Source organism: Salmonella sp. A29-2, from assembly GCF_020150755.1.
GTDB classification, from domain to species: Bacteria; Pseudomonadota; Gammaproteobacteria; order Enterobacterales; family Enterobacteriaceae; genus Salmonella; species Salmonella enterica.
Genome location: NZ_CP083731.1, coordinates 1,932,438 through 1,950,055, shown reverse-complemented (window position 1 = coordinate 1,950,055; position 17,618 = coordinate 1,932,438). Strand labels below are relative to the sequence as shown.

22 protein-coding genes are annotated in these 17,618 nt (G+C 53.7%); 17 read left to right on the top strand and 5 right to left on the bottom strand.

Annotation, left to right across the window (positions count from 1 at the left end; genetic code table 11):
- Positions 1-252: 252 nt before the first annotated feature.
- Positions 253-639, top strand: coding sequence for a hypothetical protein (locus K8W53_RS09450; protein WP_000639596.1), 387 nt, complete (start codon positions 253-255; stop codon positions 637-639).
- A 119-nt stretch (positions 640-758) separates the two neighbouring features.
- Here the strand turns inward: K8W53_RS09450 and fliE are convergent, their stop codons facing one another.
- Positions 759-1,073 carry a flagellar hook-basal body complex protein FliE gene (gene fliE / locus K8W53_RS09445; protein ID WP_023242299.1) on the bottom strand — a complete coding sequence of 105 codons (315 nt, stop codon included), beginning with the start codon at positions 1,071-1,073 and terminating at the stop codon, positions 759-761.
- Positions 1,074-1,289: 216 nt separating this feature from the next.
- Between fliE and fliF the strand changes: the two genes are divergently transcribed.
- The 14 genes from fliF to rcsA all read left to right on the top strand — a co-directional run bounded on the left by fliF (position 1,290) and on the right by rcsA (position 12,807).
- On the top strand, positions 1,290-2,972 hold the full coding sequence (gene fliF / locus K8W53_RS09440; protein WP_001276834.1) for a flagellar basal-body MS-ring/collar protein FliF: 1,683 nt from the start codon (positions 1,290-1,292) through the stop codon (positions 2,970-2,972).
- Positions 2,965-3,960, top strand: coding sequence for a flagellar motor switch protein FliG (gene fliG, locus K8W53_RS09435; RefSeq protein WP_000067735.1), 996 nt, complete (start codon positions 2,965-2,967; stop codon positions 3,958-3,960). The genes fliF and fliG overlap by 8 nt, the downstream gene beginning before the upstream one ends.
- A complete protein-coding gene (gene fliH, locus K8W53_RS09430; protein WP_000064158.1) occupies positions 3,953-4,660 on the top strand; it encodes a flagellar assembly protein FliH in 708 nt (235 codons plus the stop codon). Before fliG ends, fliH begins: the two co-directional genes overlap by 8 nt.
- Positions 4,660-6,030, top strand: a complete 1,371-nt coding sequence (gene fliI / locus K8W53_RS09425; protein ID WP_023224894.1) for a flagellar protein export ATPase FliI — start codon at positions 4,660-4,662, stop codon at positions 6,028-6,030. The genes fliH and fliI overlap by 1 nt, the downstream gene beginning before the upstream one ends.
- Positions 6,031-6,051: 21 nt before the next feature.
- The gene (gene fliJ, locus K8W53_RS09420; RefSeq protein WP_000046981.1) at positions 6,052-6,495 is read left to right on the top strand and encodes a flagellar export protein FliJ; all 444 of its coding nucleotides are present in this window, start codon (positions 6,052-6,054) and stop codon (positions 6,493-6,495) included.
- A complete protein-coding gene (gene fliK, locus K8W53_RS09415) occupies positions 6,492-7,715 on the top strand; it encodes a flagellar hook length control protein FliK (protein WP_023224895.1) in 1,224 nt (407 codons plus the stop codon). The genes fliJ and fliK overlap by 4 nt, the downstream gene beginning before the upstream one ends.
- Before the next feature lie 104 nt (positions 7,716-7,819).
- Complete coding sequence (gene fliL, locus K8W53_RS09410; RefSeq protein WP_000132169.1) at positions 7,820-8,287, top strand: flagellar basal body-associated protein FliL; 468 nt, start codon at positions 7,820-7,822, stop codon at positions 8,285-8,287.
- Positions 8,288-8,291: 4 nt separating this feature from the next.
- The gene (fliM, locus tag K8W53_RS09405) at positions 8,292-9,296 is read left to right on the top strand and encodes a flagellar motor switch protein FliM (RefSeq protein WP_000502811.1); all 1,005 of its coding nucleotides are present in this window, start codon (positions 8,292-8,294) and stop codon (positions 9,294-9,296) included.
- A complete protein-coding gene (gene fliN, locus K8W53_RS09400) occupies positions 9,293-9,706 on the top strand; it encodes a flagellar motor switch protein FliN (RefSeq protein WP_001282111.1) in 414 nt (137 codons plus the stop codon). The genes fliM and fliN overlap by 4 nt, the downstream gene beginning before the upstream one ends.
- The gene (gene fliO, locus K8W53_RS09395; protein WP_000978280.1) at positions 9,706-10,083 is read left to right on the top strand and encodes a flagellar biosynthetic protein FliO; all 378 of its coding nucleotides are present in this window, start codon (positions 9,706-9,708) and stop codon (positions 10,081-10,083) included. The genes fliN and fliO overlap by 1 nt, the downstream gene beginning before the upstream one ends.
- Positions 10,083-10,820 (top strand): flagellar type III secretion system pore protein FliP, encoded by a 738-nt coding sequence (fliP, locus tag K8W53_RS09390; protein ID WP_001253411.1) that lies wholly within the window; start codon positions 10,083-10,085, stop codon positions 10,818-10,820. Before fliO ends, fliP begins: the two co-directional genes overlap by 1 nt.
- A gap of 9 nt (positions 10,821-10,829) precedes the next feature.
- Positions 10,830-11,099 (top strand): flagellar biosynthesis protein FliQ, encoded by a 270-nt coding sequence (gene fliQ / locus K8W53_RS09385; protein WP_000187355.1) that lies wholly within the window; start codon positions 10,830-10,832, stop codon positions 11,097-11,099.
- A gap of 8 nt (positions 11,100-11,107) precedes the next feature.
- The gene (gene fliR / locus K8W53_RS09380; protein WP_000616953.1) at positions 11,108-11,902 is read left to right on the top strand and encodes a flagellar biosynthetic protein FliR; all 795 of its coding nucleotides are present in this window, start codon (positions 11,108-11,110) and stop codon (positions 11,900-11,902) included.
- 281 nt (positions 11,903-12,183) lie between these two features.
- Positions 12,184-12,807 (top strand): transcriptional regulator RcsA, encoded by a 624-nt coding sequence (rcsA, locus tag K8W53_RS09375; RefSeq protein ID WP_000103971.1) that lies wholly within the window; start codon positions 12,184-12,186, stop codon positions 12,805-12,807.
- A gap of 38 nt (positions 12,808-12,845) precedes the next feature.
- Here rcsA and dsrB read toward each other — a convergent pair whose 3' ends face one another.
- Positions 12,846-13,040, bottom strand: coding sequence for a protein DsrB (gene dsrB, locus K8W53_RS09370; protein WP_000867218.1), 195 nt, complete (start codon positions 13,038-13,040; stop codon positions 12,846-12,848).
- A gap of 128 nt (positions 13,041-13,168) precedes the next feature.
- Between dsrB and yodD the strand changes: the two genes are divergently transcribed.
- Both yodD and K8W53_RS09360 read left to right on the top strand, forming a co-directional pair.
- Positions 13,169-13,396, top strand: a complete 228-nt coding sequence (yodD, locus tag K8W53_RS09365) for a YodD family peroxide/acid resistance protein (RefSeq protein WP_000844798.1) — start codon at positions 13,169-13,171, stop codon at positions 13,394-13,396.
- A gap of 309 nt (positions 13,397-13,705) precedes the next feature.
- Entirely contained in the window at positions 13,706-14,521 is an 816-nt protein-coding gene (locus tag K8W53_RS09360; protein WP_052939409.1) for a mannosyl-3-phosphoglycerate phosphatase-related protein, read from the top strand.
- Here the strand turns inward: K8W53_RS09360 and dgcQ are convergent.
- The 3 genes from dgcQ to K8W53_RS09345 all read right to left on the bottom strand — a co-directional run bounded on the left by dgcQ (position 14,500) and on the right by K8W53_RS09345 (position 17,556).
- On the bottom strand, positions 14,500-16,212 hold the full coding sequence (gene dgcQ, locus K8W53_RS09355) for a cellulose biosynthesis regulator diguanylate cyclase DgcQ (protein ID WP_001119828.1): 1,713 nt from the start codon (positions 16,210-16,212) through the stop codon (positions 14,500-14,502). The genes K8W53_RS09360 and dgcQ overlap by 22 nt on opposite strands.
- A gap of 164 nt (positions 16,213-16,376) precedes the next feature.
- Entirely contained in the window at positions 16,377-16,562 is a 186-nt protein-coding gene (locus tag K8W53_RS09350; protein WP_000232161.1) for a YodC family protein, read from the bottom strand.
- 76 nt (positions 16,563-16,638) lie between these two features.
- Positions 16,639-17,556 carry a DUF808 domain-containing protein gene (locus tag K8W53_RS09345; RefSeq protein ID WP_170852075.1) on the bottom strand — a complete coding sequence of 306 codons (918 nt, stop codon included), beginning with the start codon at positions 17,554-17,556 and terminating at the stop codon, positions 16,639-16,641.
- Between the last annotated feature and the right edge of the window lie 62 nt (positions 17,557-17,618).

Here is a 17,618-nt window from a genome sequence, read left to right as displayed (position 1 = left end):
GCTGTACGTTACGGCGGGAGACCTTTTACGGCATAACCGGCAAAAATCTAAAACGCATAAAAGAAATCAGACAAGGTCGTCTTGTGCGCCGTGGCATAAATCTATTATATAACATATACCGTTTTAATTTTGGTTGAGCCGATGAAAAACCCATGACTATTTTAAGCAAAACATAAAATAATTATTATTTTCCCTCTACGTCATAAAAGACTATCAGGTATTTATATTTTTACTCACTGACATTATCAGGTGATGATTTATTTATGCACAGCAGAAGCCAAAAAAATGATAAAAATTATTTTCATCTCCATTATTGGAGTCGTCTGTCTTGCCGCTGCCCGTTACTCACCCGTCACAGTGGTCAATGCACATCCGAGCGCCATTGCCCGCTGTCTCGCTGATAATCTGTCCCCGTATGGGTATATACTGGATCTCCATGAAACAGATATTCCAGGCATTAATAAAGAATTTACCGTGTATTATCGCAACGGCGCATATATTGCAGGAACATTCTGGATTGCAAACTCAATGACAATAGCGTCAGAACGAATAGTAGGAATGAATGGCGTCAGTAAACAGGCGTACCCTATTTTTAATAAGTCCCTGCAACAATGTGCAACCCGCTTATCAATAAAATGAGCGCGCCTCGCAAAAAACAAGCCCACATAATCACGCACTGGTTGCATGGGCGCCGCGTCCCCGTCGCTGACGTAGGTAAGCGCCCGGGAGTTCGCTGTGGATGTGTTGTCAGCCCTGGCTTACACCTGCATAGACATCACTTCCTGATACGCGGCGACCAGCTTGTTGCGCACCTGAATCCCCATTTGCATGGAGACGGACGCTTTTTGCATATCGGCCATCACGTCATTAAGCGCAATGCCCGGCTCACCCAGAGTGAATTTTTCCGCCTGAACGCGCGCCGCCGTTTGTCTGTCGCTAATACGATCCAGCGCAGCATGTAGCTGGCCGGCAAAACTCACCGTCGACTGCGAGTGCGTTTCTTGCCCGCGCGCGGCCACCGCCGTCGCCTGTAACTGGCTAATAACCCCTTCAATCCCCTGTATTGCTGCCATGCTATTCCCCTGGATGATTTTTTACGCAGCAGAGATTACCAGTTTGTCAATAAGATAAAGGCGTTAAATAACGATAAAAAACCTCGGTTTTTAGCGCATAGAAAAATTCGAAACCACAAATAATGAGACCGTCAATTTTTCGAGTTTGCTGACCCGGGAGTGAGTCTTGTTCCACTTTGCAAAAAACGCCGTCCACGATCAGTCACGAGGTGCGAGATGAGTGCGACTGCATCGACTGCAACCCAACCTAAACCTCTCGAGTGGCTTAATCGCCTACGCGCGAATCCCCGAATTCCGTTAATTGTAGCGGGTTCCGCTGCCGTGGCGATCGTCGTTGCGATGGTGCTGTGGGCCAAAACGCCCGATTACCGCACGCTATTTAGCAACCTTTCCGATCAGGACGGCGGCGCGATCGTCGCGCAGTTGACCCAGATGAATATCCCCTATCGCTTTGCCAATGGCAGCGGCGCGATTGAAGTGCCCGCCGACAAAGTGCATGAACTGCGTCTGCGTCTGGCGCAGCAGGGGCTGCCTAAAGGCGGCGCGGTAGGCTTTGAACTGCTTGATCAGGAAAAATTCGGTATCAGTCAGTTCAGCGAGCAGGTGAATTACCAGCGCGCGCTGGAAGGTGAGCTGGCCCGGACGATCGAGACGCTGGGTCCGGTAAAAAGCGCCCGCGTTCACCTGGCGATGCCAAAGCCGTCGCTATTTGTGCGGGAACAAAAATCCCCTTCTGCTTCCGTCACCGTCACACTGGAACCGGGGCGGGCGCTGGATGAAGGACAAATTAGCGCCGTGGTACATCTGGTTTCCAGCGCTGTCGCCGGTTTGCCGCCAGGAAACGTCACTCTGGTCGATCAATCCGGTCATCTGCTCACGCAATCCAATACCAGCGGTCGCGACCTTAATGACGCGCAATTAAAATTTGCTAATGATGTGGAAAGCCGCATCCAACGCCGTATCGAAGCCATTCTGTCGCCTATCGTCGGGAACGGTAATGTTCACGCTCAGGTAACCGCCCAGTTGGATTTTGCCAATAAAGAGCAGACGGAAGAGCACTACAGCCCGAACGGCGATGCGTCGAAGGCCACCCTGCGTTCACGTCAGTTGAATATTAGCGAACAGGTAGGCGCGGGCTATCCCGGCGGCGTGCCTGGCGCGCTGTCGAACCAACCAGCGCCGCCTAACGAGGCGCCGATCGCCACGCCGCCGACCAATCAACAAAACGCACAGAATACGCCACAAACCAGCACCAGTACCAACAGTAACAGTGCTGGCCCGCGCAGTACACAGCGTAATGAAACCAGTAACTACGAAGTGGACCGCACCATTCGTCACACCAAAATGAATGTGGGCGATATTGAGCGTCTCTCCGTGGCCGTCGTGGTGAATTACAAAACGCTGGCGGATGGCAAACCGCTGCCATTGACCGCCGATCAGATGAAACAGATCGAGGATTTAACCCGTGAAGCGATGGGTTTTTCTGATAAACGCGGCGATACGCTAAACGTAGTGAATTCACCGTTTAGCGCAGTGGATAACACCGGCGGCGAACTGCCCTTCTGGCAACAGCAGTCCTTTATCGATCAGTTGCTCGCGGCAGGTCGCTGGTTACTGGTGCTGGTGGTGGCCTGGATTCTGTGGCGCAAAGCGGTACGTCCGCAGTTGACGCGCCGCGTTGAAGAAGCGAAAGCGGCGCAGGAACAGGCACAGGTTCGCCAGGAAACCGAAGAAGCCGTGGAAGTACGCCTTAGCAAAGACGAGCAGCTCCAGCAACGCCGGGCTAACCAGCGTCTGGGCGCTGAGGTGATGAGCCAGCGTATTCGCGAAATGTCAGACAACGATCCGCGCGTGGTGGCGCTGGTCATTCGCCAGTGGATGAGTAACGATCATGAGTAATCTTAGCGGTACCGATAAAAGCGTCATTTTGTTGATGACCATTGGCGAAGACCGGGCGGCAGAGGTGTTTAAACACCTCTCCACTCGCGAAGTGCAGGCGTTAAGTACGGCGATGGCTAACGTGCGTCAGATCTCCAACAAACAACTGACGGACGTACTATCAGAGTTTGAGCAAGAAGCGGAGCAGTTCGCCGCGCTGAATATTAACGCCAACGAATACCTGCGCTCCGTACTGGTTAAAGCGCTGGGCGAAGAACGCGCCTCCAGCCTGCTGGAAGATATTCTGGAAACGCGCGATACCACCAGCGGTATCGAAACGCTCAACTTTATGGAACCGCAGAGTGCCGCCGACCTGATTCGCGACGAGCACCCGCAGATTATCGCCACCATTCTGGTCCACCTCAAACGCAGTCAGGCCGCCGATATTCTGGCGCTGTTTGACGAGCGTCTGCGTCATGATGTGATGCTGCGTATCGCGACATTTGGCGGCGTACAGCCGGCGGCGCTGGCGGAGTTGACCGAAGTGCTGAATGGCCTGCTCGACGGTCAGAACCTGAAACGCAGCAAAATGGGCGGCGTAAGAACCGCGGCGGAAATTATCAACCTGATGAAAACGCAGCAGGAAGAAGCGGTTATTACCGCTGTGCGCGAATTCGACGGCGAACTGGCGCAGAAAATCATCGACGAGATGTTCCTGTTCGAAAATCTGGTGGATGTGGACGATCGCAGTATCCAGCGTCTGTTGCAGGAAGTGGATTCCGAATCGCTGCTGATCGCTCTGAAAGGCGCCGAACCGCCATTACGCGAGAAGTTCCTGCGCAATATGTCCCAGCGCGCCGCCGATATCCTGCGCGACGACCTTGCCAACCGTGGCCCGGTTCGTCTGTCTCAGGTGGAAAACGAGCAGAAAGCGATTCTGCTTATTGTGCGTCGTCTGGCGGAAACCGGCGAAATGGTGATTGGCAGCGGCGAGGATACCTATGTCTAATGAATTGCCGTGGCAAGTCTGGACCCCCGACGATCTCGCCCCGCCGCCGGAGACGTTTGTGCCGGTTGAGGCTGATAACGTGACCTTGACAGACGATACGCCGGAGCCCGAACTCACTGCCGAACAGCAGCTGGAGCAGGAGCTGGCGCAGCTAAAAATACAGGCCCATGAACAAGGTTATAACGCCGGGCTGGCGGAGGGACGGCAAAAAGGACACGCGCAGGGATACCAGGAAGGGTTAGCGCAGGGGCTGGAGCAAGGACAAGCCCAGGCGCAGACGCAGCAGGCACCGATTCATGCCCGTATGCAGCAGTTAGTGAGCGAGTTTCAGAACACGCTTGACGCGCTCGATAGCGTTATCGCCTCACGGCTGATGCAAATGGCCCTGGAGGCTGCGCGTCAGGTCATCGGCCAAACGCCGGCGGTGGACAACTCAGCGCTGATTAAACAGATCCAACAACTGTTGCAGCAAGAGCCGCTCTTTAGCGGCAAGCCGCAGTTGCGCGTGCATCCGGACGACTTACAGCGGGTGGAAGAGATGCTGGGCGCCACGCTCAGCCTTCACGGATGGCGGTTGCGCGGGGACCCAACGTTGCATCACGGCGGGTGTAAAGTCTCTGCCGATGAGGGCGATCTGGACGCCAGCGTCGCTACTCGCTGGCAAGAGTTGTGTCGCCTGGCGGCGCCGGGAGTGCTCTGATGACCACGCGTCTGACCCGCTGGCTTACCGCGCTCGACAACTTTGAAGCAAAAATGGCGTTATTGCCGGCGGTGCGTCGTTATGGACGTTTAACCCGCGCCACGGGCCTGGTACTGGAGGCCACCGGTCTCCAGCTTCCGCTGGGCGCCACCTGCATTATTGAGCGCCAGGACGGCCCTGAAACCAAAGAGGTGGAATCGGAAGTCGTCGGTTTTAACGGCCAGCGTCTGTTTTTAATGCCGCTGGAAGAGGTCGAAGGCATTCTGCCCGGTGCCCGCGTTTACGCCCGTAACGGACATGGCGACGGTCTGCAAAGCGGCAAACAGCTACCGCTCGGCCCGGCCCTGCTTGGTCGGGTGCTGGATGGCGGCGGTAGACCGCTCGACGGACTGCCTGCGCCGGATACGCTGGAAACCGGCGCGTTAATCACGCCGCCGTTTAACCCGCTACAGCGAACGCCAATCGAACATGTGCTGGATACCGGCGTACGCGCTATCAACGCGTTGTTAACCGTAGGGCGCGGTCAGCGTATGGGACTCTTTGCCGGTTCCGGCGTTGGTAAATCGGTTCTGCTTGGCATGATGGCGCGCTACACGCGGGCGGACGTGATTGTCGTGGGACTTATCGGCGAACGTGGCCGCGAAGTTAAAGATTTTATCGAAAATATTCTCGGCCCCGACGGTCGCGCGCGTTCGGTGGTGATCGCCGCCCCGGCGGATGTCTCGCCGCTGCTGCGAATGCAGGGCGCCGCCTATGCCACCCGCATCGCCGAAGACTTTCGCGATCGCGGACAGCATGTGTTGCTGATTATGGATTCGCTGACGCGCTATGCGATGGCACAGCGTGAAATTGCGCTGGCAATCGGCGAACCGCCAGCCACCAAAGGTTATCCGCCCTCAGTGTTCGCAAAGCTGCCGGCGCTGGTCGAACGTGCCGGTAATGGCATCCACGGCGGCGGCTCTATCACCGCGTTTTATACCGTGTTGACCGAGGGGGACGACCAACAAGATCCCATTGCCGACTCGGCACGCGCAATCCTCGACGGGCACATTGTCTTGTCCCGTCGTCTGGCGGAGGCTGGGCACTATCCGGCCATTGATATAGAGGCGTCAATCAGCCGGGCGATGACCGCGCTCATTACCGAGCAGCACTATGCGCGGGTACGGCTATTTAAACAGTTGCTTTCCAGTTTCCAGCGTAACCGCGATCTGGTCAGCGTCGGCGCTTATGCCAAAGGTAGCGATCCGATGCTTGATAAAGCCATTACCTTATGGCCGCAACTGGAAGCGTTTTTACAGCAAGGCATTTTTGAACGGGCCGACTGGGAGGACTCTCTGCAGGCGCTCGATTTAATTTTCCCGACGGTGTGATAAAGCAGGAGGGCGACGATCATGGCACAACATGGCGCTCTGGAAACACTCAAAGATCTGGCCGAAAAAGAGGTAGATGACGCGGCGCGTTTACTGGGCGAAATGCGTCGCGGCTGCCAACAGGCGGAAGAACAGCTCAAAATGCTGATCGATTATCAGAATGAGTATCGCAGTAATTTGAACACCGATATGGGCAACGGCATCGCCAGTAATCGCTGGATCAACTATCAGCAGTTTATTCAGACACTGGAAAAGGCGATAGAGCAGCATCGCCTCCAGCTTACGCAGTGGACGCAAAAAGTCGACCTGGCGCTGAAGAGCTGGCGTGAGAAAAAGCAGCGACTTCAGGCCTGGCAAACCTTACAGGACCGACAAACCGCGGCAGCGCTGTTAGCTGAAAACCGCATGGATCAGAAAAAGATGGATGAATTTGCTCAGCGTGCAGCAATGAGGAAACCCGAATGATCACCCTGCCCCAACTGATCACCACCGATACCGACATGACCGCGGGTCTGACGTCAGGAAAAACCACCGGTTCAGCCGAGGACTTTCTGGCGCTCCTGGCGGGCGCGTTAGGCGCAGACGGCGCACAGGGCAAAGACGCCCGCATCACGCTGGCCGATTTACAGGCGGCAGGCGGGAAGTTATCGAAAGAGCTACTGACCCAACATGGCGAGCCGGGCCAGGCGGTGAAGCTTGCCGACCTGCTGGCGCAAAAAGCGAATGCGACGGATGAAACGCTTACCGATCTGACACAAGCGCAGCATCTACTGTCTACGCTAACGCCATCGTTGAAAACCAGCGCTCTGGCCGCACTGAGTAAGACGGCGCAGCATGATGAGAAAACGCCCGCGCTGAGCGATGAGGATCTTGCCAGTCTGAGCGCCTTATTCGCCATGCTGCCCGGACAACCTGTCGCGACGCCTGTCGCCGGAGAGACGCCTGCTGAAAATCACATCGCCTTGCCGTCACTGTTGCGCGGCGACATGCCATCGGCGCCGCAGGAAGAGACACATACGCTCTCTTTTAGCGAGCATGAAAAAGGGAAAACCGAGGCGTCGCTTGCGCGCGCCAGCGACGATCGCGCCACGGGTCCAGCACTGACGCCGCTGGTGGTTGCTGCCGCCGCGACCAGCGCGAAAGTGGAGGTGGATAGCTCGCCCGCGCCAGTAACGCATGGCGCGGCAATGCCGACGCTCAGCAGCGCCACGGCGCAACCGCAACCGCTACCTGTCGCCTCAGCCCCGGTACTCAGCGCGCCGTTAGGCAGCCATGAATGGCAGCAAACGTTCAGTCAGCAGGTCATGTTATTTACGCGTCAGGGACAGCAAAGCGCGCAGCTTCGATTGCATCCGGAAGAGTTAGGTCAGGTGCATATTTCGCTCAAGCTGGATGACAATCAGGCGCAGCTCCAGATGGTATCGCCGCACAGCCATGTCCGCGCCGCGCTGGAAGCCGCCCTGCCCATGTTGCGCACTCAGTTGGCGGAAAGCGGCATTCAGTTGGGACAAAGCAGCATCAGTAGCGAAAGCTTTGCCGGACAGCAGCAGTCTTCATCGCAACAACAGTCTTCCCGCGCCCAACATACGGACGCGTTTGGCGCTGAAGATGACATAGCGTTAGCGGCGCCGGCCTCGCTTCAGGCCGCCGCGCGCGGCAATGGCGCAGTGGATATCTTCGCCTAACGCCAGAGGTAGCATGATTATCCGCGTCTTTTCCACGCTTTGTCGTGGACAGGACACGGGATAATCAGCCAATAAGCAGTACCGAAACAGGAAGCCCGTATCAGATGACTGACTCCGCGATTAACAAAAAGAGCAAACGCTCGATTTGGATACCTTTGCTGGTGTTGATTACCCTCGCCGCCTGCGCGACCGCCGGTTATAGCTACTGGCGTATGCAGCAGCAACCGACCACGAACGCTAAAGCGGAACCGGCTCCGCCGCCCGCGCCGGTATTTTTTGCGCTGGATACGTTTACCGTCAATCTGGGCGATGCGGATCGCGTGTTGTATATCGGCGTGACTCTGCGTCTGAAAGACGAAGCGACGCGCGCGCGATTAAATGAATATCTGCCGGAAGTGCGCAGCCGTCTGCTGTTGTTGTTTTCCCGTCAGAATGCCGCCGAGCTCTCAACAGAAGCTGGCAAACAAAAACTGATTGCCGCCATTAAAGAGACGCTGGCCGCGCCGCTCGTTGCCGGACAACCAAAACAGGTCGTCACTGACGTGCTTTATACAGCTTTTATTCTGCGGTAACGATATGGGCGATAGTATTCTTTCTCAGGCTGAAATCGATGCGCTGTTGAACGGCGACAGCGACACCAAAGACGAACCCACTCCCGGTATCGCAAGCGATAGCGATATTCGCCCTTACGATCCCAATACCCAGCGTCGCGTCGTGCGTGAACGCTTGCAGGCGCTGGAGATTATTAACGAGCGTTTCGCACGCCAGTTCCGGATGGGATTATTTAACCTGCTGCGCCGCAGCCCGGATATTACCGTGGGCGCCATACGTATTCAGCCGTATCACGAATTTGCGCGTAACCTGCCGGTACCGACCAACCTGAACCTGATCCACCTGAAGCCGCTACGCGGCACCGGGCTGGTGGTGTTCTCGCCGAGTCTGGTGTTTATTGCCGTCGATAACCTGTTCGGCGGCGACGGCCGTTTTCCGACCAAAGTCGAGGGCCGCGAGTTTACCCATACGGAACAGCGTGTCATCAACCGTATGCTGAAACTGGCGCTGGAAGGCTATAGCGACGCATGGAAAGCCATTAATCCGCTGGAAGTGGAGTATGTGCGTTCCGAAATGCAGGTGAAATTTACCAATATCACTACCTCGCCGAACGATATCGTCGTCAATACGCCGTTTCATGTGGAGATCGGCAATCTGACCGGTGAATTTAACATCTGTCTGCCATTTAGCATGATCGAGCCGCTGCGTGAGCTGCTGGTGAATCCGCCGCTGGAAAACTCGCGCCATGAAGATCAGAACTGGCGTGATAACCTGGTGCGCCAGGTTCAGCACTCTGAACTGGAGCTGGTGGCCAATTTTGCCGATATTCCGTTACGTCTTTCCCAGATTTTGAAGCTGAAACCCGGCGATGTACTGCCGATTGAAAAACCCGACCGCATTATTGCTCATGTGGACGGCGTTCCGGTACTCACCAGCCAATATGGCACCGTAAACGGACAGTATGCGCTACGCGTAGAACATTTGATCAACCCAATTTTGAATTCGCTGAATGAGGAACAGCCCAAATGAGTGACATGAATAATCCGTCCGATGAGAATACTGGCGCATTGGATGATCTGTGGGCTGACGCGTTAAACGAGCAAAAAGCGACCACCAATAAAAGCGCCGCCGACGCGGTTTTCCAACAGCTTGGCGGCGGCGATGTCAGCGGTGCTATGCAGGATATCGATCTGATTATGGATATCCCGGTCAAACTGACCGTAGAGCTGGGCCGCACGCGAATGACCATTAAAGAACTGTTGCGTCTGACGCAGGGGTCGGTCGTCGCGCTGGACGGGCTGGCCGGCGAGCCGCTGGATATCCTGATTAATGGCTACCTGATTGCCCAGGGTGAAGTGGTCGTCGTGGCGGATAAATACGGCGTACGTATCACCGATATTATTACGCCATCCGAGCGTATGCGTCGTTTGAGTCGTTAATGATGAAGACAGAGGCCACGGTTTCTCAGCCCACCGCGCCAGCCGGATCGCCGCTCATGCAGGTGAGCGGCGCATTAATTGGCATTATTGCGCTCATTTTGGCGGCGGCCTGGGTGATTAAGCGTATGGGATTCGTACCAAAAGGAAATAGCGTCCGGGGACTCAAGGTGTCAGCCAGCGCCTCGCTTGGCCCGCGCGAACGCGTGGTGATTGTCGAGGTCGAAAATGCGCGTCTGGTACTGGGCGTGACCGCCTCGCAGATCAACCTGCTGCACACCCTGCCGCCCGCAGAGAATGACACGGAAGCACCCGTTGCCCCACCGGCGGATTTCCAGAACATGATGAAGAACTTACTCAAGCGTTCCGGGAGATCCTGATGCGCCGTTTGTTATTCCTTTCTCTGGCGGGTCTGTGGCTTTTTAGTCCCGCCGCCGCTGCGCAACTGCCGGGGCTTATCAGCCAACCATTAGCGGGCGGAGGCCAAAGCTGGTCATTATCCGTCCAGACGCTAGTTTTCATCACCTCGCTGACGTTTCTGCCGGCGATTTTACTGATGATGACGAGCTTCACACGTATCATCATTGTTTTTGGCCTGTTGCGTAACGCGCTGGGCACGCCCTCGGCACCGCCAAATCAGGTGTTACTCGGGCTGGCGTTGTTTTTGACCTTTTTTATTATGTCGCCCGTCATTGACAAGATTTACGTGGATGCTTACCAGCCGTTTAGCGAGCAGAAAATTTCTATGCAGGAAGCGCTGGATAAAGGCGCGCAACCGTTACGCGCGTTCATGCTGCGCCAAACCCGCGAAGCCGATCTGGCGCTGTTTGCCCGTCTGGCCAATAGCGGTCCGTTACAGGGACCGGAAGCAGTACCGATGCGTATCCTCCTGCCCGCTTATGTCACCAGCGAATTAAAGACGGCGTTTCAGATCGGTTTTACGATTTTCATCCCTTTTTTGATTATCGACCTGGTGATCGCCAGCGTACTGATGGCGTTAGGGATGATGATGGTGCCGCCAGCGACAATCGCCCTGCCGTTTAAGCTGATGCTGTTTGTGCTGGTCGATGGTTGGCAATTGCTTGTGGGGTCGCTGGCCCAAAGCTTTTACAGTTAGAGGCGCAAAATGACTCCTGAATCCGTCATGATGATGGGCACCGAGGCGATGAAAGTCGCTCTCGCCCTGGCTGCGCCGCTGTTACTCGTCGCGCTGATTACCGGCCTCATTATCAGCATCTTGCAGGCCGCGACTCAGATTAATGAAATGACGCTGTCGTTTATCCCTAAAATCGTCGCGGTATTCATCGCAATTATCGTTGCCGGCCCGTGGATGCTCAACCTGCTGCTGGACTACGTACGCACTCTGTTCAGCAATTTACCTTATATCATCGGATAAACAGAACGATGATCCAGGTTACAAGCGAGCAATGGCTATACTGGCTGCATCTCTATTTCTGGCCTTTGCTGCGCGTACTGGCGCTGATTTCAACGGCGCCCATTCTCAGCGAGCGCGCTATTCCCAAGCGGGTAAAACTGGGGTTGGGAATAATGATTACCCTTGTTATCGCGCCGTCGCTACCGGCAAACGATACGCCGCTTTTTTCTATTGCCGCCTTATGGCTGGCGATGCAACAAATTCTGATCGGTATTGCGCTGGGATTTACCATGCAATTCGCCTTTGCGGCGGTGCGTACCGCAGGTGAGTTTATCGGTCTGCAAATGGGGCTTTCCTTTGCCACCTTCGTCGACCCGGGCAGCCACCTGAATATGCCGGTTCTGGCGCGTATTATGGATATGCTCGCCATGCTACTGTTTCTCACCTTTAATGGCCATTTGTGGCTTATTTCGCTGCTGGTCGATACCTTCCATACTCTGCCCATCGGTAGTAACCCGGTGAACAGTAATGCATTTATGGCGCTCGCCAGGGCCGGAGGGCTCATTTTCTTAAACGGACTGATGCTGGCATTGCCGGTCATTACCCTCCTGCTTACGCTCAACCTGGCGCTGGGGCTATTAAACCGCATGGCGCCGCAGCTCTCGATATTTGTTATCGGTTTCCCGCTTACCCTCACCGTCGGCATTATGCTGATGGCCGCGCTAATGCCATTAATTGCGCCGTTTTGCGAACATTTATTCAGCGAAATTTTCAATTTGCTTGCTGATATTGTTAGCGAGATGCCGATAAATAATAACCCATAATTTTTATCCTGTTTTACTAAGGTTTATCCGAAAATAAATTTTAAAAAACATTCACCAGGATATATCCGCTGCCCCTTATTTGTTTTTACTTCACTCACATAACGCAACATTCACTTTACTTTAAGATGATTCCTGGCAAATTATATGTAACTTTACGGGATAGTAAGTTCGCCTGAAAAACCGCGTAAGCGTTGTCTAAGGTGACTATTCGTGTTCCGTCTGATTATGGTGAGTTATTCAGGTAAGGGGAATTATCGTTACGCATTGAGTGAGGGTATGCCATGTCAACGATTATTATGGATTTATGCAGTTACACCCGGCTAGGGTTAAGCGGGTATCTGGTCAGCAGAGGGGTGAAAAAAAGGGAAATCAACGACATCGAAACCGTTGACGAACTCGCTATCGCTTGTGGCGCGCATCAGCCTTCGGTGGTGTTTATTAATGAGGACTGTTTCATTCATACGCCTTCAGACAGTCAACAAATAAAGCAAATCATTAATCAACATCCTGACACGTTATTTATTGTTTTTATGGCAATTGCTAATGTGCATTTTGATGAATATTTATTAGTAAGAAAAAACTTATTGATTAGCTCGAAATCGATTAAACCTGACTCGCTGGATACCATTCTTGGCGATATTCTGAAAAAAGAGTCGGGTATTTCAGGAACCATAAATTTACCAACATTATCGTTAAGTCGAACTGAATCCAGCATGTTGCGAATGTGGATGGAAGGTCAGGGAACCATTCAGATTTCTGACAGAATGAATATTAAAGCAAAAACAGTATCCTCCCATAAGGGGAATATAAAAAGAAAGATAAAAACGCATAATAAACAAGTGATCTATCACGTAGTGCGGCTGACAGATAACGTCACTAACGGCATTTTTGTTAACATGCGCTGAGACATCCGGACTGGCAATGTACCTCCAGTCCGGCTCAATTAGTCCTGCTCCGCCTTCTCGACAAAAATACCATCCTGGTGACCTGACTCATTGAAGAACCAGATGCCGAGCGGGTAATCCTCCAGCGAAACCAGGTACATTGTGCCTTCACTAAATTCTTCCACTGCCAGTACCACGCCCGGTCGGCGGGGACCGCCGTCCGTTTTAACGGTTACCCGATCATTCACCTTCATCATTTTCCTCCTGTCGCTTTGTGCCAGTGTAGAACAATTTTCTGCGTCTGACAGCGCCTTGCCGGCGTGTTTGCTGGTTTTCTCAACGGTCTATACTTAGGCTGTCAGGAACCCGTGAGGTAGTGAAGATGAAAACGGCAAAAGAGTACAGTGATACGGCCAAGCGCGAAGTGAGCGTCGATGTAGATGCGCTACTGGCGGCCATCAATGAAATCAGCGAAAGTGAGGTTCACCGTAGCCAGGAAGATCCTGAGCGGGTGAGCGTAGACGGACGGGAATATCATACATGGCATGAATTAGCTGAAGCATTCGAGCTGGATATTCATGATTTTAGTGTAACAGAAGTAAACCGTTAAAAATGGCCGAAAAAAATCCCGGCCCTACGGGTCGGGATCAAACTTGCTTATGCAAGAAGCACTTGAAAATTCGTTACACCAGGAAATCTGATGTGAGATTTACCTTATCTGCAATTTTTTTGCATGACAAGTAAATATTTTTTACATGAATGATTAAGCGCGCTAATAGTTCGGTAGCAAAAGTGTGACAACGCATGTGCTGCCTGGAAGCGACGGGATCGGTTCCAGTTAGCGTTCGACTTCTTTCGGGTGTGCTTTAGGACTTTTCCTGGAAATAAGCCCGCCGTTGCAACGGAAAATGAGGAAAAAATGCTCTCAATCCATGACCCCTTGCTGATTTTTACCGATCTGGACGGCACACTGCTGAACAGCCACACGTTTGAGTGGCAGCCCGCGGCCCCCTGGCTTACTCGCCTGCATGAAAGCGGCGTGCCCGTGATCCTCTGTAGCAGTAAAACCGCGGCTGAAATGCTCCAGCTCCAGACGACGTTAAATCTACAGGGACTGCCGCTGATTGCGGAAAACGGCGCGGTGATCCAACTGGACGTTCATTGGGAAGACCATCCCAACTATCCCCGTCTGATAGCCGGTATTTCTCACAACGAAATCCGCCTCGTCCTGCATAAGTTGCGTGAAAAGGAACAGTTTAAGTTCACCACGTTTGATGACGTTGACGATCAGGTGATAAGCGAATGGACGGGCCTAAACCGGGCACAGTCTGCCCTAACCCGTCTGCATGAAGCGTCGGTGTCGCTGATCTGGCGCGATAGCGATGAACGCATGGCGCAGTTTGTCGCCCGTTTAAATGACCTGGGACTGCAATTTGTCCATGGCGCCCGTTTCTGGCATGTGCTGGACGCCTCCGCTGGTAAAGATCAGGCTGCCAACTGGCTGATTGAAGCATATCGTCGGCAGTGGCGCGCGCGTCCTCTGACGTTGGGACTAGGAGACGGCCCCAATGATGCGCCTTTACTGGATGTGATGGATTATGCGGTTGTCGTTAAAGGGCTAAACCGGGAGGGCGTACATTTGCGTAACGACGATCCTCAGCACGTCTACCGTAGCCAGAACGAAGGGCCGGATGGCTGGCGCGAAGGAATGGACTATTTCTTTTCCCGCTCCTGAGTCGCGTCGCTGGCGCAAATACGGTTACGTCCGGACTGTTTGGCGTAATAAAGCCGTTTGTCGGCCAGCGACTGCAACTGCTCAAAATCATAGTCGCCGTATTCCTCCGCGCTACTGATCCCCATTGACGCGCTGATACGAAGCGTCGTGCTTTTCGTCACCAAAATCTCTTTGTCATTAATGCGCTGGCGTATGCGTTCGGCAATCTGCAGCGCCTGCGCTTTCGTCGCGCCAGGCAGCACGATACAAAACTCTTCGCCCCCTACCCGTCCGGCGATGTCGTGCGCTCGAATGGTGCTGCCAATGAGCCCAGCGGCATGGGACAACACGCGATCGCCTGCCTGATGACCAAAGCGATCGTTAACGCTTTTAAAATAATCTAAATCCAGCTGTATCACAGAAAATGGCTGGCGGGCTTCCCGATAGCGCTTTGCCAGCCTGGACGCTTTTTCAAACAGCGCGCCACGGTTATATAGTCGGGTCAGCGGATCGTGCCATGCCTGCCATTGCAGCGAATTTTGCAGAACAAACATGTTTTTGACCATATGTCGAATAACACCCCAGGAGATCAACAGCATCGCCGTAAAAAGCACCCATAACAGCGTCAGCGCGATACTAATACTGCCAAAATTCCCTTGGATGCCTTCACGTAATGTATGCACGCGCAGCAGGACGCCATCAAAATGATCCAGCCGCTCCCAGCTTACATAATGCGTTCCTAAACGCAGCCCGCCCAGGGTATCTTTTTCTATTTCACGCGCCAGTAAGGCGCGCTCACGGTCATTTAACGTATTCGCGGTTTGTTGTTCCGGCGCGGAGTCCGTCAACAAACGGAGATGGTTATCGTATAGCTGATATTCCCCTTCAATATCCTTTTCAGCCGCATCGCGCAGGAACCGCTGTAATGACGCGACGGGAATATCCATTGCCAGTACGCCATACCAGTAATTATCGTGATCCAGCGGTAGACTGGCTGTCACTTTTTTCTGCTCGTCAGCAACATAGGGCTGTGCGGAGGTAAACCACCGCACGCCGCGCTGTGGGTTACGCCGTTGGCTTTGCTCGATAAACCAGGGCTGAGTCACGTACTGATAGTAACGGGAGACAATATCGCTACCGTACGCCGTAGGGAGAGTTGAGAGGTAAAACCCTGAGCGAGAAACATACATCGTCTCCAGCGTCAGCATGGCGGATGAGCGCGCCAGACGCGCCAGATACCCTAACTCCAGCGTGGCGGTTAATTCATTTGCCAGGTCACGACTCTCCCGCGAAAGAAGCGTCGTCCGGGCGACAAATTGATCGGAAACGCCATATAACGGCAATGTCCGCCGCTTATCCAGCTCCAGTTGCCAGAAATGTCTGACGCGTCGTTGCTCAAACTGCGTCACCGCGCTTTGCAATGCGGAAAAAGCCAGCGGCGCCACCAGCGCTTCATGCATACCGTTGCGTAAAAAGATCAACCTGTCCATGTTGAATTGCAGTTGGCGGTCAAGGACATTCGCGACGCTCCCCAGATGATTGCGCTGACTGGCGACATACGCGTCTTTCAGTATCATCACTTCCCGCCAGGTAAGTAGCGTCGAGAACAGCATCACGATCAGAAAACAGGTGTTGACGACATGACCGGGACCAAAACGCCGCGCCAGCTTTTTAAACCAGCCTTGATTGTCTAACAGTGTTTCGTGCGGCACCCTGGTAACTCCTGGTTATTGATACAACTCCCCCTGATGGCTTACGGTAGCCAGACCTCATCAAGGGATACCACTCAATCCTGGCATAACCAGGTAGCAGCATGTCGCAGCGCGACGACTCTTTTTCTCCACAGCAAAACGCCCGGCATTAACCGGGCGTTTTGTCATCGGGCTTCGTCCCGCACGCGCCTTTCCTTGCCTGGCACGAGCTCATTCTCATGGAATGCCTCCCGCTTTACGCCAAAACCATCATACCAGCGACACTCTACCATTCCGCTGGAATAACCGGTGACGATCATCCGGGGCCCACCCTCTTTCACGGTAACTTCCTCACTGACAGAAAAGACCATACCTGCCTCCTGTATCAGATGAAACGTTTTCACCTTAGACGAGGATGGACAATTTTGCATAATTCATTGTAGAAAATCAGTGCGAAACACCGCGAATTTTCGCCACACCTTTCACCAGCGCCACCACAATGGCGCCGATAATAAAGCCGAGCACCAGATTCAGCCCCGCAGGGATCATATGCGCCATGAAAGGCCCCTGCTGCTGCGCAAAATGTTCAATGGCATGGTGTAGCGGCGCAATACCGTGTACGACAATCCCGCCGCCGACCAGAAACATCGCCAGCGTACCGACAATGGATAATGCTTTCATTAACCAGGGCGCGATAATCAGTAATCCTTTACCGACGCCCTGCGCCAGCACGCTACGCTTTTCCGCCAGCCAGTACCCCATATCATCCAGTTTGACAATAATACCCACCAGGCCATACACGCCAATGGTCACAACCAACGCAATCCCCGCCAGCACCAACACCTGATTAAGCAGCGGCGCCTGCGCGACAATCCCCAGGGTAATGGCCACAATTTCAGCGGACAGAATGAAATCGGTACGGACCGCCCCTTTTACTTTATCTTTTTCAAAGGCCAAAGGATCTTGCGCAGCCAGCGCTTCAAGACGTTTTTGCCGCTCCGCCGGGTCTTCTTTGTGTTTTCGCGCCTCAAAGGTATGCAGGACTTTTTCTACCCCTTCAAAGCAGAGAAACGCGCCGCCTAACATTAATAAAGGCGTGATGGCCCACGGGATAAATGCGCTTATCAGCAGCGCCAACGGCACCAGAATAACCTTGTTGATTAATGATCCTTTCGCCACGCTCCATACCACTGGCAGCTCGCGATTAGCGCGAACGCCGGTCACCTGCTGCGCATTGAGCGACAGGTCATCCCCCAGTACGCCCGCGGTTTTTTTCGCGGCCAATTTGCCCATTACCGAAATATCGTCCAGCAGCGTGGCGATATCGTCGAGTAATGTCAGTAAGCTACTTCCTGCCAAAATGATTTCCTCGGTCTTTTCTTCTAAGACGTTAAGTATGTAGCAAAATGCGTAATGCCGAAACCGGC

Bases quoted from the DNA above. Each gene is read 5' to 3' on its own strand.
- fliQ (WP_000187355.1), top strand. From the start codon at position 10,830: ATGACTCCTGAATCCGTCATGATGATGGGCACCGAGGCGATGAAAGTC.
- rcsA (WP_000103971.1), top strand. From the start codon at position 12,184: ATGTCAACGATTATTATGGATTTATGCAGTTACACCCGGCTAGGGTTA.
- fliF (WP_001276834.1), top strand. From the start codon at position 1,290: ATGAGTGCGACTGCATCGACTGCAACCCAACCTAAACCTCTCGAGTGG.
- K8W53_RS09350 (WP_000232161.1), bottom strand. From the start codon at position 16,562: ATGGTCTTTTCTGTCAGTGAGGAAGTTACCGTGAAAGAGGGTGGGCCC.
- fliH (WP_000064158.1), top strand. From the start codon at position 3,953: ATGTCTAATGAATTGCCGTGGCAAGTCTGGACCCCCGACGATCTCGCC.
- fliR (WP_000616953.1), top strand. From the start codon at position 11,108: ATGATCCAGGTTACAAGCGAGCAATGGCTATACTGGCTGCATCTCTAT.
- K8W53_RS09450 (WP_000639596.1), top strand. From the start codon at position 253: ATGATTTATTTATGCACAGCAGAAGCCAAAAAAATGATAAAAATTATT.
- fliP (WP_001253411.1), top strand. From the start codon at position 10,083: ATGCGCCGTTTGTTATTCCTTTCTCTGGCGGGTCTGTGGCTTTTTAGT.
- yodD (WP_000844798.1), top strand. From the start codon at position 13,169: ATGAAAACGGCAAAAGAGTACAGTGATACGGCCAAGCGCGAAGTGAGC.
- fliK (WP_023224895.1), top strand. From the start codon at position 6,492: ATGATCACCCTGCCCCAACTGATCACCACCGATACCGACATGACCGCG.
- fliN (WP_001282111.1), top strand. From the start codon at position 9,293: ATGAGTGACATGAATAATCCGTCCGATGAGAATACTGGCGCATTGGAT.
- fliG (WP_000067735.1), top strand. From the start codon at position 2,965: ATGAGTAATCTTAGCGGTACCGATAAAAGCGTCATTTTGTTGATGACC.
- fliL (WP_000132169.1), top strand. From the start codon at position 7,820: ATGACTGACTCCGCGATTAACAAAAAGAGCAAACGCTCGATTTGGATA.
- fliE (WP_023242299.1), bottom strand. From the start codon at position 1,073: ATGGCAGCAATACAGGGGATTGAAGGGGTTATTAGCCAGTTACAGGCG.
- fliO (WP_000978280.1), top strand. From the start codon at position 9,706: ATGATGAAGACAGAGGCCACGGTTTCTCAGCCCACCGCGCCAGCCGGA.
- fliM (WP_000502811.1), top strand. From the start codon at position 8,292: ATGGGCGATAGTATTCTTTCTCAGGCTGAAATCGATGCGCTGTTGAAC.
- K8W53_RS09360 (WP_052939409.1), top strand. From the start codon at position 13,706: ATGCTCTCAATCCATGACCCCTTGCTGATTTTTACCGATCTGGACGGC.
- fliI (WP_023224894.1), top strand. From the start codon at position 4,660: ATGACCACGCGTCTGACCCGCTGGCTTACCGCGCTCGACAACTTTGAA.
- fliJ (WP_000046981.1), top strand. From the start codon at position 6,052: ATGGCACAACATGGCGCTCTGGAAACACTCAAAGATCTGGCCGAAAAA.
- dsrB (WP_000867218.1), bottom strand. From the start codon at position 13,040: ATGAAGGTGAATGATCGGGTAACCGTTAAAACGGACGGCGGTCCCCGC.